Genomic DNA, 13086 nt, shown 5'->3' on the forward strand with positions numbered 1-13086 from the left:
GTATATGGATTTCGGAAAAGTTCCCGCCGCCCAGATTGATGAGATCGATTTCTCGCTGCCCCCGGATTCGCCGTTTACCAAAGCGACTTTAAAAGCCGCGGGCAAAAAAGGTGGAACACAGGTATTTATGGGCTGCGCCAAATGGGGAAGAAAGGAATGGGTAGGGCAGATTTATCCCAAAGGCACGAAAGACGCGAATTTCCTGGATGAATATGTGAAGCATTTCAACAGCATAGAACTGAATGCCACCCATTACCAGATTTATGGCCCGGAAACCATTAAAAAGTGGGCGGACAAAGCTGGAACGAATTTTATCTTCTGCCCGAAAGTTCCCCAAACCATCAGTCATTACAGCAACCTCATTACGCCGGATGTACAGCCCAAGATGGATGCTTTCTTCAACGGCATCTCCGCCTTCGGCGAGCATTTGGGCCCGGTATTCTTCCAGGTAAGTGAGCAATTCGGTCCATCGCGGAAAGAAAACCTGTACACCTTTCTGCGCACCCTTCCCACTGATATTTCCTTTTTCCTTGAACTCCGCCACCCGCAATGGTTCTCCGACAAAGCGCTTCGGAAAGAATGGCTGGCTTTGTTGCAGGAACTGAACATCGGCGCTGTGATCACCGATACTTCCGGAAGAAGAGACTGCGCACATATGGAGCTTCCCGTTCCCCGTGTATTTATCCGGTTTGTAGGAAATAACCTGCATCCCACAGATTATTCCAGGGTAGATGAATGGGTGCAGCGCATTGGTTCATGGATGAAGCAGGGCTTGAAGGAATGTTATTTCTTCATGCACCAGCACGATGAAAAAGATTCTCCTGAACTGAGTAAATATGTGGTGGAAGAACTGAATAAACACTGCGGTACTTCGCTGAAGCCCGTGCGTTTTATGGATGGCGGGCAGCCGTCATTGTTTTAACGAATGCCTGAAACTGTTGTTGTTCGGCTGCATTCAGTGTGGTGGATGTTTCCTCCTGGATCAGTACATTGTTTTTGAAATCGATGGTAAGCAGTCCATCTTTCCAGATCACCTGTTCTATTTTCTCCCATTCAAATGTCCTGGAAGGCATGGCGGGAATGGTGATGCCTGTTTTATGGAATTGGATACAGGCCCTGGCGGGTAATCGCCAGCCGATAAATGCCAGCAACAAATGACCCAGTGAGGGAAGTGTCTGTTCCAGCAGCCACCAGCCCAGCGCCGCAACCAGCATTACAATGGAAAGTAGTTTAGGCTCAAATTGGGCGGTTGGTTTGTAAAAAAGTTTCAGTGCCGCGGCCAGCAGGAAGGAAGATAGTATTACAGGAATCAGCGGACTTTCCTGTTGCTCCGGGTCCCCTCTCAGGATCAATGCAAAGAAAAATGTATTCAAAATAAGCAGGAACCATCCGATGCGGAGAAATTTCCTGTTCCGGTTATGCTTCAGGTCGAAAATAAAAGTATCGTTCATAGTGATCAGCTATTCGAGGCGGTGAGCATACCGCAAAGGCGGAACAGCAGGCGGGCGCTTACATTCGCGTCCCAGTCGTTTTCGCCAACGCCGGTTTCGCAGAGATCGAAGCCGATGAGTTTTCGTCCGGTTTCCAGTATTTTCCGGCAGAGGTAAAGCGCCTGTTCCGCTTCCATTCCGCCGGGAACCGGTGTGCCAGAGTTAGGACACAGTTTGGGATCCAGTCCGTCCGCATCAAAAGAAATATATACTTTCTCCGGTAATTGTTGAATGATTTCATCGCTTACCTGTTTCCAGGTCTGGCCTTCAAAGCTCCGTTGCTTCAGTTCCTTATCGAGGAAGGTGGCCACGCGGAAATTACTCTGGCAGATGTAGTCCCATTCTTCTTCGCAGTAATCACGTACACCTACCTGCACCAGTTTGCTGATGGCGGGCAATTCCGTGAGCGCATTGTACATGATGCTGGCGTGGGAATATTTGAAGTCTTCGTAAGATTTTCTCAGGTCAGCGTGGGCATCTATCTGGAGGATGCCAAAGGAGCCGTGCTTTTCAGCGAGGGCTTTCATGTAACCGAGTGGCGTACTATGGTCTCCACCTACCAATCCCACGAGTTTGCCTTTGTTCAGCAGTTCCATGGATTGTTCGTACACCCAGTTGTTGAGGAAAACCGATCCTTCGTTGATTTCCTTTTTCGATTTGCACATGAATTTATTCTGAAGGGGTTCTTCGCCCTGCGAAATAAAATCGATGTACAGTTCAGCTTCTTTACGGAGATAATCACTTTTGAGGAGGATTTTCTTATCGCTTTCGCGCATGAAGTAGCCCTGTTTCCAGGCATCGCGGAAATCGGGATCGAAGATGTCCACCTGGCGGCTGCATTTAAAAATATGCTCTGCGGCCCTTGCCGTACCGGCGCTGCAACTAACGGTAACTTCCCAGGGAACGGGCAGGAGTACCAGCCGCGCATCTTCTTCGGAGAAAGGGAGGCCGAATACATTCATATTCGTGCGCCCCACACCATTGGGATCAAACTGCGATAGATCGGTCATTTCGGTTCAAATCTGGTGGTAAAAAACCGGTGCAAGTTAGTCCAGTTTAGGAAAGGAGCAAAAATTAAAGTTTTCGGTAATACCGGATGCTGTAGAAAGATGCCCTGAAACAGTATGGACGCGGCCAATATGATAAGCAATAAGCCATCGAATTTTAGGGTGAAAAATCCTACGGCGAATAAAGTAAAAATAAAGTAAACTTCAGCAGGCTTCTGAAAATCAGCAAAGTACATCAATTCCATGGTGCCGGGTTCTATCGCAATGAATAGTCCTTGCAGGATAATTCCCGATATAGCAACAAAGCGAAGTAATTTCCAGTGTCGCAACAAATTTTCTTCTGAAGAGAACAGGAGGGTGAACAATATCCAGCAGCCGATGGGTGCAGTATATATGCCGTGTGCGCCGGTCGTCATCACAAAAAGCAGGCAGGGAAACAATATGCCTGCCGCCACCAGCGGCCATTTGCTTTGGGGCACAAAAAACGCGAGGATAAGGGAAAGGCCCAGTGCAAGATCGGCTCCCATGGCCCAGATGCTTTGTTGTTCCGGCCCTGAAAAGAAGACCAGCCGCTGATTCGCCAATAAATCGTTAAAAAGCATTCCTTTTGAGAACCAGTAGCATACGATGATGAAGAGCCAGAGTATCAATGTTCTTCTCATGAAAAAGGGCTGTGTTGCACGGTTCTGCAACGTTTCTGCTGAATCATTTCCAGGCTCCATACATTGATTTGTTCTATACAAACATTAAAAATAACGATTTGTGCGGGAGGGGGGGCGACTGTTTTTTGAACTACCTTTGCGGAGACTGGAAGACTGAATACATTATGAAGAAACTACACATTGTCATTCTCCTGCTGATTGCTGCCGGCATCGCGGTGCTGCTGTCTTTTATGAATGATCTTACCACTTACGACACGGTGGCTTCGGCGAAAGCCAAAGAAGGGAAATTCGTACACCTTATCGCCAAGCTCGACAAGGCGCAGCCCGTAGAGTACGATCCGCTGAAGAACCCGAATTACATGAAGTTCACCGCAATGGATACATTGGGTAACTCCACCCCCGTAGTTTACTTCAATACAAAGCCCACGGATTTTGAAATGAGCGAACGCCTTGTGCTGAAAGGTACCATGCGTGCGAATGTTTTCGAATGCAAGGAAATTCTGATGAAGTGCCCTTCCAAGTACAAGGATGAAATGGTACCCGCCGAGAAAAGTTTAAGCTCAAACCCCTGATGAATCATGCAATATCCTGGTGAACACCTGCTCCCGGGGCAGATAGGTCATTTTTTTGCAGTACTTTCTTTTGTGGCTTCCATCGTGGCCACTGTCGCATACTTTAAATCGGCACGCAGTTCGGTGCTCACCGAACAACTGAGCTGGAAACGCATGGCCCGCGTGGCTTTTGGCGTGAACACCGCTTCCGTTATCGTGATCTTCTGTTTGCTGCTCTTCCTCATCAGCAACCACTACTTCGAATACTATTACGTTTGGAACCACTCCAACATGACCATGGACATGAAGTACCTTTTCAGTTGTATCTGGGAAGGGCAGGAGGGCGGTTTCCTTTTGTGGGGACTGTGGCAGGGGCTACTGGGTATGATCCTGATGGGTTCGGCCAAAACCTGGGAAGCGCCCGTGATGACGGTGGTAAGCTTCGCCCAGTTCACCATCGCGAGCATGTTGCTGGGGATATACATATTCGGCGTGAAAGTAGGGCTGAACCCGTTCATCCTGGTACGCCAGCAATTCATTGACCAGCCGGCGTTTCAAAACCTTTCTTCTACCTATATGTCTCACCCTTCTATGAAGGACGGGCAGGGACTGAACCAATTGCTGCAGAACTACTGGATGGTGATTCACCCGCCGGTGCTGTTCCTCGGCTTTGCTTCCACACTGATACCATTCGCGTATGCCGTGGCCGCCATCTGGCAACGGAGGTACACGGAATGGACCAAACCCGTATTGCCCTGGGCGCTTTTTTCAGCGGCCATCCTTGGACTGGGTATTATGATGGGCGCCGCATGGGCCTACGAATCACTTACATTCGGCGGTTACTGGGCCTGGGATCCGGTAGAGAACGCTTCACTGGTGCCTTGGCTGATCCTGATTGCCGGGCTGCACACCAACCTCATCTATAACAGTACCGGGTATTCGCAGCGCACGACCGTGCTGTTCTATATCCTTACATATATTTTTGTAATCTATTCCTCCTTCCTCACGAAAAGCGGTATCCTGGGCGATTCTTCCGTACATGCTTTCGCGACCGCGGGACTGAATACGCAGATGACCATCTGGCTGGCCGTGATTATCATACCTTCCATCTGGCTGTACATCAACCGGTACAAACAGATACCCACCATTGTTAAGGAGGAAAGTACTTATTCCAGGGAATTCTGGATGTTCATCGGCTCCCTGATCTTCTTCCTTTCGGCCATGTACGTTAGCATCGCTACTTCGTTACCGGTGGTGAACAAGTTGTTTGGTACCAAGTTCGCCGTAGGCGAAGATGTGGAGTTCTCCTACAACCGCATCCAGGTGTGGGTGGCCATCCTTACAGGGATACTTACGGCCATTACGCAGTTCTTCCGGTACAAAGATTCCGATCGTAAAAAAGTGAACAAAAGCATATTGGTTCCGGGCATTATTGCCCTGGCTGCCACCATTGCGGTGGGCATTTTTGGTCCGATAGAATACTATAAATACGGCGCGGGCTTTCTCGCCGCCATCTATATCGCATTATTCGCCGGATTTTATGCTTTGATAGGAAACGCGGTGTACATCTGGCAGGGATTGAACGGCAAACTAAAGGCTGCCGGTGGTTCCGTGGCGCATATCGGCTTCGGGATGATGCTGGTGGGCATACTCATATCCGCTTCTAAAAAGGAAGTGCTTTCGCTGAATACAACAGGTATTAACCTGCCTTTCAGTCCTGAAAGCAAAGAAAATCCTTTGGAAAACCTGACGCTGATTCAGGGGGTGAAAACAGATATGGGGCGCTTCAACGCTACCTACACATCGGATTCCCTGAATAAAAAAGGAAACATCACGTATTTTAAAGTTGAATTTGAACGGAAAGACGGGAAAGAAAACTTCGTGCTGTTTCCCAACCTGATCCGCAATACAAAAGGTGCTGAAGGGTTCTCCAACAACCCTGATTCCCGCCATTACTGGAACAAAGATGTGTTCTCTTACATCAGTTATGCCGATGACCTGGACAGGAAAAAGGATACCGCTTCTTTCCGGCCCCATGAACTGGCGCCCAAAGACACGGTATTCTATTCGAACGGCTTTATGGTGCTGGAAGAAGTGGACCACAATCCTGCCGACGAAAAGTTCAGCTATACTTCCAGAGATACCGCGCTGGTGGCCAATTTGAAGGTTACCGTGAAAGATGGCCGCACTTACAATGCACGTCCTGCACTGGAAGTGAAGAATGGCATGATGGTGCAGCAACCGGATACCGTATTTGCCCAGAACCTGATCGTGAACTTCAATAAAATCGGTGAGGACAACAAAAAGATCGAGATCGGCGTAAAGGAATCTTCTTCCATATTGCCCTATGTTTCACTTAAGGTATATCTCTTCCCTTACATCAATGTTTTGTGGCTGGGTATCATTGTAATGATGATCGGCTTCGTGATGAGCATTGTGCGGCGGGTGAAGATGATGAAGCCACGATTAAACGTGGTTCGTTAAAATTAGCATTTCTATAACAGAATTGACGGTTACTTTTCCTGTCTATCGGTATGAAACAAAAGAGTTTCATTATTTTTAGGACAGATGAAAGGCATTTTAAATTCAGGTCGCAAACATTTACTGGCATTCTTTCTGGCTTCAGGATGTGTTAGTGCTTTGCAGGCCCAGCAGGTGACGGGTTCCTACGGCCCCCGGGATACGTTGCTGGTTCCGGCTGTGAATTACAACGGGGAGTGGATTCCTGCGCGCACATTAGAGTGGGTGTGGGTGGTGGCCCCCATGCCGGCTCATGTGAAAAAGAAAATGGCCAAATGGACCAGGCTTCGGAATGCGGTGTATGTTACATACCCTTATGCCAGAAGAGCCGGTTACATTATCAATGACATCAACCGCCAGCTGGCGGGCATAAAAAATAAGGCCGAAAGAAAAGAATTCCTCCGCACCCGCGAGGCCCAGTTAAAAAAGGAGTTCTCTGATCCACTCACCAATCTTTCCGTGTACCAGGGTAGGGTATTGATGAAGCTCATCAACCGCCAGACGGGCAACAACTGTTACGAACTGGTGAAGGAATATAGGGGTGGCGTAACCGCACGCTTCTACCAAACCGTGGCTTTCTTTTTCAACAGCAGTATGAAGCAGCCTTACAACGCGGCTTCCGGCGGCGAGGATGCCGAAATAGAATCCATCGTAATGGAAATCGAAAGAATGTACCGTTAGTTGAGCCGGTCCCCGGAAGCGGGATCGGTTTGTACAGCAGGCTTGTTGCTCCTGTTGATGTATGGAAGTAAGCCCAGGCAAACCAGTCCCGCCAATAGAATGATGAACGTTTGAGCACCCCATAACAACCATCCGAAAGCCAATCCTTCCACTTCATTCAGTTTATATACGACCATTACCTTTTGGATGAGGAACTGGTAGGCGCCGATGCCGCCTTGCGTTACAATCATGGCGATACTTCCGAAGGAGAGTATGGATAATGCTTCCGGTATGCCCAGGTTTTCCGTGCTTTCCATAGCGTAGAAGCCTACCCTGATGCTCATCAGGTAGAGGAACCAGATGAAAAAGGTATGGAAGAAAAACAGGCCTTTCTTTTTTACGAAACGTACACTGGTAAGTCCCTGCCAGATGCCTTTCACCACGGCATTGATCTTTTGAACGATGCCAATATGGCTGAATTTCTTCAGCAGGAATTTTCCGACGAAAAAAGCGGCTCCACCCACAACGGCCAGTATCAATAATTTCACGCCAATGGATGCGCCTGCTCCGGCGATGTTCAACTGCTCCTGCGCAAAAGCGCCTATCGTATCTACCTGCGTAAAAATGGTAAGTGCGAAAACGATGAGGAGGCAAATCATGTCGAAGGCGCGTTCGGCCACGATCGTGCCGATCAGTTTGTCCGCGGGCACTTTTTCATAACGTGCCAGCAGTGTGCATTTCAGCACTTCGCCCAGCCGCGGAACGGCCAGGTTGGCGAGATAGCCTACCATTACCGCAAGAAAAGTATTGGAGGTGCGGGGCTGGTAGCCGAGTGGCTGCATCAGTATTTTCCACCTTACAGCGCGGCTCCAGTGGCTCACCAGCAAAGCCAGTAAAACGGGTACCAGCAACCAGTAGCGTGCACCGGATAAAGAGGACTTCAATTGCTCGACCTGTGCTTCATCCAACCCACGCGTGGTGAGCCAGATCAAAAAAATACCCAGTCCTAGAAAGATGATGTATTGTAAAAGACTGCGTAATTTTTTGTTCATAAAGTAAAGTTTCGGTCAAGGTTAATCAGGATGCACACCAATAACAGCCTGAAACTACAATTTATTGCCTTCTTTGGGGAAAACCACCGAGGGTTTAAAAGTTTTCGCGGCCTCAAAATCCATGGTAGCGTAGGATATGATCACGACGGTATCGCCTACGGCGCCCTGGCGGGCTGCGGGTCCGTTCAAACACACCACACCTGAACCGCGTTTGCCTTTGATGAGATAGGTTTCAAGCCGGGATCCGTTGTTCACGTTCACCACCTGGATCTTTTCGTTTTCGATCATATTGGCGGCTTCCATGAGGTCTTCGTCGAGCGTAAGACTTCCCACATAATGGAGGTTAGCTTCGGTGATCACCGCGCGGTGCACCTTCGATTTGAGCACTTCAATTTGCATAATGGCGCAAAATTAGGGTAAAAAATAGATCAGGCGTGTACCAATAAATTATCGATGAGTCGCACCTTGCCCATAAAAGCGGCGCAAAGGATCACGGCGTCGATGCCGGGTTGCCAGGGCCCAAGCGTGGCGGCATCCGCTGGTGTACAATAATCCACCTTATCAAAACCGGCGGCCAGCAGTTTTTGTTCGGCCTCCTTTTCAAGATCGGGTACGGGTATGGAAGAAAGTGTTCCGGCCATTTCTTTCATGGTGCGCCAGATGGCGGTGGCTTTTTTACGCTCTTCTTCGGAAAGGCGCATATTGCGGCTGCTCATGGCGAGTCCTGAAGTTTCCCGGAGCGTGGGCATAATCTTGAGGCTGGTGGCGCTTTGCTTCAGTTCCAGCAAACGGGCGATCACCATGCATTGCTGGTAATCCTTTTGTCCCATATATATATTATCCGGTGCTACAATATCGAGCAACCTGCTCACCACCTGGCAAACGCCCTGGAAATGGCCCGGCCGGAAAGCGCCTTCAAGGATGTTTTCCAGGTTTCCGAGCTCAAAAGATGTTTGCTGAATGGCGCCTTCAGGATACATCTCCTCCACGGAAGGCAGAAACAATACATCGGTACCGATTGAAACAAGTTGTTGAATATCACTTTCCGTTGTGATGGGATATAGCTTAAAATCGTTGGGGTCATTGAATTGGGTAGGGTTCACGAAAATACTGCAAACCGTTGTTTGTCCGTTGTTTCCGGCAGCCCGAAGCAGGGAAAGATGTCCTTCATGGAGGGCGCCCATGGTGGGAACGAAACCAATGGATTTGCCCTGGCTGCGTTGTTCCCTGAGCCATTTCCGGTAGGGGAGGATCGTTCTGAAAATGATCATACGGTTAGCGTTGAAAAATGATAGAAAGCGGCAAGTTCGGCTGATTTGAATAAAAATCGTACCTTTGCCAACTAAATTTTAGAGGTTCCAAACAAATCGCGCCCAATAATGTCAGCAAAGAAAAGAATTTTATTCATTGCCAACGAAATGTCTCCGTACCTGGAATTGACAGAGTTCGCGGAACTGGTCAATAAACTGGCCATCAAATCGAACGACAATAACCTGGAGGTGAGGTGCATTATGCCCCGTTTCGGTGTGGTTAATGAAAGAAGGCACCGCCTGCATGAAGTGGTAAGATTGTCGGGAATCAACGTAGCGGTTGATAATGATGATTTCCCCTTGCAGATCAAGGTAGCATCCCTGCCCAACGCCCGTTTGCAGGTGTACTTCCTCGACAATGAAGATCTCTTCAAACGCAAACATATTTTCCACGACGATAACGAGGAATGGTTCGAAGACAATGACCTCAGAACTGTTTTCTTCTGCAAAGGCGCCCTGGAAACCGTGAAGAAATTCGGCTGGCCGCCAGACATTATCCATTGCAGCGGCTGGATGAGCGGATTGATTCCACTGTACCTCAAAACGATCTACAAAAAAGAACCCGTTTTCAGCCACAGCAAAGTGGTGTTCACCATTGGTCAGAATACCTTTAAAGAATCGCTGGGAGAAGATTTCGTGAAGAAAGCAAACCTGAACGGCGCGCTGAAAGATAAGGACCTGGACGCATTCAAGGAAGCCAACAATACCGCCATGTTCCGTGGAGGCGCCACTTACGCCGACGCCATCACCTTTGGTGAAGAGAAAATAGAGAAGAAACTGCTCGATGAGTTCTCGAAAGTGAAAGGGAAGAAGGTGTTGCCCTTTAACGCGGAGTCTGATTTAACAGACTATTTGCAATTGTATAACGACCTTGCAAAGTAGTATTTTCACTACCGTTCTCACATCAAAAATTAGTTTGTGAAGTATAACAACCGCTGGCGTTCTTTCTTTGCTTGTACTGTAATGGCCGCCTTCGTTCTCACGGCCTGCAATAAACTGGATACCACTACCATCGGAAACGACCTTATACCGGTTGTGGACAATGTGAATACGTTCGATACCACGCTCGCCGTGGAAGCCAGGAACTTTTTCTACCCCGATAGCGTGAACGTGTATGCTTCTGATGTGCACGCGTTGGGCACGGTACTCACCGACCCGCTTTTCGGAACCACCACCGCTTCAATCCTGGCACAATTCAAGCCGGGTGCTTTTGGCACTTATCCTTTTCTCAATGCGAAGGATAGTATTGTGGCCATAGACTCGGTTGTGCTTGGCCTTTCCTACAAAGGCGCCTACGGCGATACCAACCTGCTCCAGCACATACGCGTGTATGAAGTGGATCCTTCTGAAAGGTTCTACCGCGGAGAGAAAACTACCGTGGATTACCCCATGTTCGGGCAACAGGTGAATGTTGGGAACGGTGTGGTGGACATCAGAACATTGAACGATTCAGCTACGGTTATTCTTGATAAGGATACCACTAAAATCGCGAACCAGCTCCGCATCCGTTTGGATACAACGCTGGTTGGAAGAGCTTATGCCGCTTATGATACGGCAAATGCCTTCCGCTCCGATTCCGCTTTCAACATCTACAACAAAGGTTTTGTAATTCTTACAGATTCAACCTATAGCTCCAACGGTCTGATGTATTTCAACCTCACGGAAGCGAATTCTAACCTGACCATATTTTACCGGGTAATCAAGAACGGAGTGATGGATACCGCTTATGTGGTGTTCCCGTTCGGAAACGTAGCCGGCAATGTATCGGCCCAGGCGAACATTATCAGAAGAAGGTATGATGGAACGCAGGTGAATACTTACGTGAACAACGGCACAACCCCTGATGACCTGGTATTTGTTCAGACCCTGCCCGGAACCACTACTACCATTGATGTGCCCGCCCTCACCGGAGGAACCATCTACAACCGGGTGGTACATAAAGCCGAGTTGATTATGGAACAGGTTACGGACGCTTCTGACGCTACTTTAGGAGCACCGGCATATTTATACCTTGACGCGTTTGATGATTCAGTTCACGTGGCGGTTATAGACCCGATGTTTTACAGCAACGGCACACCAGACTTCAGGTTGTTTGGCGGCTATTCTAAAACAATAAAAAGCGCTTCCGGTAGCAATGTTACAGGCTATACCTTTGATCTTACAAGGTATGTCCAGATGATCGCTACCAGGAACACGAAGAACCTGCAGTTCAGGCTTACAGCGCCAACCGCACCCAACAACAGGCTGAGCGCCTTCCATTTTAACCCGCTTTATCCGCAACCCGCTTATCCGGGTTCCACATTGGGTGTATTCAGCGTTTACCCCAACGCCGTAGCGAACGGCCGGGTTAGACTGGGCGGCGGAAACCACGCCACGAATAAGATGAGATTACGGATAATTTATTCCAAAATTTAATTCCGGTGATTATATTTGCGCAAAGTCCATTAATATGAAAGATTAATGGACTTTTTTTATACCTGGATAACCTATTATTTATCAAATATTAATTTTCATGCCTTATTTGTTCACTTCCGAAAGTGTTTCTGAGGGCCATCCCGATAAGGTGGCTGACCAGATATCTGATGCCCTGATCGATAACTTCCTGGCTTTTGACCCCCAGTCTAAAGTAGCCTGCGAAACATTGGTGACAACCGGCCAGGTGGTACTGGCGGGTGAAGTTAAGTCCAAAGCTTACCTCGATGTGCAGGAAATCGCCCGTGGTGTGATCCGCAAAATCGGCTACACCAAGAGCGAATACATGTTTGAAGCCAACTCCTGCGGTATTCTTTCCGCTATCCACGAGCAGTCTTCAGATATCAACCAGGGCGTTGACCGTAAGAAGAAGGAAGAACAAGGTGCCGGTGACCAGGGCATGATGTTCGGTTACGCTACCAACGAAACCGAAGACTACATGCCCCTCGCGCTCGATCTGGCCCACAAAGTACTGATCGAACTCGCCGCCCTGAGAAGGGAGAACAAGCAGATCAAATACCTTCGCCCCGACGCGAAGAGCCAGGTAACACTGGAGTATGACGACAACAACAAGCCCATCCGCATCGACGCGATCGTGGTATCTACCCAACACGACGACTTTGATACTGAAGCCAAAATGCTGGCCCAGATCAAAAAGGACATCGTGAACATCCTGATTCCACGCGTGAAGACCAAGTACAAAAAGTACGCGAAACTCTTCAACGATAAGATCAAGTACCACATCAACCCGACTGGTAAATTCGTAATCGGCGGACCACACGGCGATACCGGTCTTACCGGCCGTAAAATCATCGTGGATACCTACGGTGGTAAAGGTGCGCACGGTGGTGGCGCTTTCAGCGGAAAAGATCCTTCCAAAGTGGACCGTTCAGCCGCTTACGCTACCCGTCACATCGCGAAGAACCTGGTAGCAGCCGGCCTTTGCGACGAAGTACTGGTACAGGTTTCTTACGCCATCGGTGTGGCCCAGCCAATGGGTGTTTACATCAACACTTACGGTACTGCGAAAGTGGACATGTCCGACGGTGAGATCGCCAAGATCGTGGAAGGCATTTTCGATATGCGCCCCTACTTTATCGAACAACGCCTGAAACTCCGCAACCCCATTTACAGTGAAACAGCCGCTTACGGACACATGGGCCGCAAGCACGAAGTGGTGGAAAAAACCTTCGTTTCCCCCGATGGCAAGCAGGTAAAGAAAAAAGTGGAGCTGTTTACCTGGGAGAAACTGGATTATGTGAGCAAGGTGAAGAAGGCTTTCGGGTTAAAATAGGTTTCACGCAAAGATTCTGTGTTATTGCGGAACTTTTATTTTCTTAATTTTAGATTTCTAAAGCGGCT

13 protein-coding genes are annotated in these 13086 nt (G+C 48.7%); 7 read left to right on the forward strand and 6 right to left on the reverse strand.

Features of this window, described 5'->3' with window-relative positions; translation table 11 throughout:
• Positions 1-4 precede the first annotated feature (4 nt).
• Positions 5-922 (forward strand): DUF72 domain-containing protein, encoded by a 918-nt coding sequence (locus M4J38_RS16585; RefSeq protein ID WP_251760920.1) that lies wholly within the window; start codon positions 5-7, stop codon positions 920-922.
• Here the strand turns inward: M4J38_RS16585 and M4J38_RS16590 are convergent.
• Genes M4J38_RS16590 through M4J38_RS16600 form a run of 3 tightly spaced genes read right to left on the reverse strand, consistent with a single transcriptional unit; the run spans position 891 to position 3159 of the window.
• Positions 891-1451, reverse strand: coding sequence for a hypothetical protein (locus M4J38_RS16590; RefSeq protein WP_251760921.1), 561 nt, complete (start codon positions 1449-1451; stop codon positions 891-893). The genes M4J38_RS16585 and M4J38_RS16590 overlap by 32 nt on opposite strands.
• Before the next feature lie 5 nt (positions 1452-1456).
• Positions 1457-2500: an agmatinase family protein gene (locus tag M4J38_RS16595; protein ID WP_251760922.1), complete on the reverse strand. Its 1044-nt coding sequence runs from the start codon at positions 2498-2500 to the stop codon at positions 1457-1459.
• Entirely contained in the window at positions 2497-3159 is a 663-nt protein-coding gene (locus M4J38_RS16600) for a hypothetical protein (RefSeq protein ID WP_251760923.1), read from the reverse strand. Before M4J38_RS16600 ends, M4J38_RS16595 begins: the two co-directional genes overlap by 4 nt.
• A 164-nt stretch (positions 3160-3323) precedes the next feature.
• Here M4J38_RS16600 and M4J38_RS16605 point away from each other — a divergent pair, with 164 nt between their 5' ends.
• From M4J38_RS16605 to M4J38_RS16615, 3 genes are all read left to right on the forward strand, one after another.
• Positions 3324-3731, forward strand: a complete 408-nt coding sequence (locus M4J38_RS16605) for a cytochrome c maturation protein CcmE (RefSeq protein ID WP_251760924.1) — start codon at positions 3324-3326, stop codon at positions 3729-3731.
• A gap of 6 nt (positions 3732-3737) precedes the next feature.
• A complete protein-coding gene (gene ccsA, locus M4J38_RS16610) occupies positions 3738-6194 on the forward strand; it encodes a cytochrome c biogenesis protein CcsA (RefSeq protein WP_251760925.1) in 2457 nt (818 codons plus the stop codon).
• 84 nt (positions 6195-6278) lie between these two features.
• The gene (locus M4J38_RS16615; RefSeq protein WP_251760926.1) at positions 6279-6911 is read left to right on the forward strand and encodes a DUF4294 domain-containing protein; all 633 of its coding nucleotides are present in this window, start codon (positions 6279-6281) and stop codon (positions 6909-6911) included.
• On the opposite strand, the gene M4J38_RS16620 is transcribed toward M4J38_RS16615, so the two are convergent.
• From M4J38_RS16620 to panC, 3 genes are read right to left on the reverse strand one after another with little or no spacing between them, the layout of a single operon-like run.
• Complete coding sequence (locus M4J38_RS16620) at positions 6908-7942, reverse strand: lysylphosphatidylglycerol synthase transmembrane domain-containing protein (protein WP_251760927.1); 1035 nt, start codon at positions 7940-7942, stop codon at positions 6908-6910. The genes M4J38_RS16615 and M4J38_RS16620 overlap by 4 nt on opposite strands.
• Before the next feature lie 54 nt (positions 7943-7996).
• Positions 7997-8341, reverse strand: coding sequence for an aspartate 1-decarboxylase (gene panD / locus M4J38_RS16625; RefSeq protein WP_251760928.1), 345 nt, complete (start codon positions 8339-8341; stop codon positions 7997-7999).
• 29 nt (positions 8342-8370) lie between these two features.
• Entirely contained in the window at positions 8371-9213 is an 843-nt protein-coding gene (panC, locus tag M4J38_RS16630; protein ID WP_251760929.1) for a pantoate--beta-alanine ligase, read from the reverse strand.
• Between the two features lie 108 nt (positions 9214-9321).
• On the opposite strand from panC, the gene M4J38_RS16635 reads away from it, so the two are divergent.
• The 3 genes from M4J38_RS16635 to metK all read left to right on the forward strand — a co-directional run bounded on the left by M4J38_RS16635 (position 9322) and on the right by metK (position 13018).
• Complete coding sequence (locus M4J38_RS16635; RefSeq protein ID WP_251760930.1) at positions 9322-10134, forward strand: glycogen/starch synthase; 813 nt, start codon at positions 9322-9324, stop codon at positions 10132-10134.
• Between the two features lie 36 nt (positions 10135-10170).
• On the forward strand, positions 10171-11667 hold the full coding sequence (locus M4J38_RS16640; RefSeq protein WP_251760931.1) for a DUF4270 family protein: 1497 nt from the start codon (positions 10171-10173) through the stop codon (positions 11665-11667).
• Between the two features lie 97 nt (positions 11668-11764).
• Positions 11765-13018, forward strand: coding sequence for a methionine adenosyltransferase (gene metK, locus M4J38_RS16645; protein WP_251760932.1), 1254 nt, complete (start codon positions 11765-11767; stop codon positions 13016-13018).
• Positions 13019-13086: the final 68 nt, after the last annotated feature.

The sequence above is a fragment of the Parasegetibacter sp. NRK P23 genome, assembly GCF_023721715.1.
In the GTDB taxonomy this organism is placed as follows: domain Bacteria; phylum Bacteroidota; class Bacteroidia; order Chitinophagales; family Chitinophagaceae; genus Parasegetibacter.

Coding starts and splice junctions, on each gene's coding strand:
- M4J38_RS16585 (WP_251760920.1), top strand. CDS start 5: ATGGATTTCGGAAAAGTTCCCGCCGCCCAGATTGATGAGATCGATTTC.
- panC (WP_251760929.1), bottom strand. CDS start 9,213: ATGATCATTTTCAGAACGATCCTCCCCTACCGGAAATGGCTCAGGGAA.
- M4J38_RS16605 (WP_251760924.1), top strand. CDS start 3,324: ATGAAGAAACTACACATTGTCATTCTCCTGCTGATTGCTGCCGGCATC.
- M4J38_RS16590 (WP_251760921.1), bottom strand. CDS start 1,451: ATGAACGATACTTTTATTTTCGACCTGAAGCATAACCGGAACAGGAAA.
- panD (WP_251760928.1), bottom strand. CDS start 8,341: ATGCAAATTGAAGTGCTCAAATCGAAGGTGCACCGCGCGGTGATCACC.
- M4J38_RS16600 (WP_251760923.1), bottom strand. CDS start 3,159: ATGAGAAGAACATTGATACTCTGGCTCTTCATCATCGTATGCTACTGG.
- M4J38_RS16615 (WP_251760926.1), top strand. CDS start 6,279: ATGAAAGGCATTTTAAATTCAGGTCGCAAACATTTACTGGCATTCTTT.
- M4J38_RS16620 (WP_251760927.1), bottom strand. CDS start 7,942: ATGAACAAAAAATTACGCAGTCTTTTACAATACATCATCTTTCTAGGA.
- metK (WP_251760932.1), top strand. CDS start 11,765: ATGCCTTATTTGTTCACTTCCGAAAGTGTTTCTGAGGGCCATCCCGAT.
- ccsA (WP_251760925.1), top strand. CDS start 3,738: ATGCAATATCCTGGTGAACACCTGCTCCCGGGGCAGATAGGTCATTTT.
- M4J38_RS16635 (WP_251760930.1), top strand. CDS start 9,322: ATGTCAGCAAAGAAAAGAATTTTATTCATTGCCAACGAAATGTCTCCG.
- M4J38_RS16595 (WP_251760922.1), bottom strand. CDS start 2,500: ATGACCGATCTATCGCAGTTTGATCCCAATGGTGTGGGGCGCACGAAT.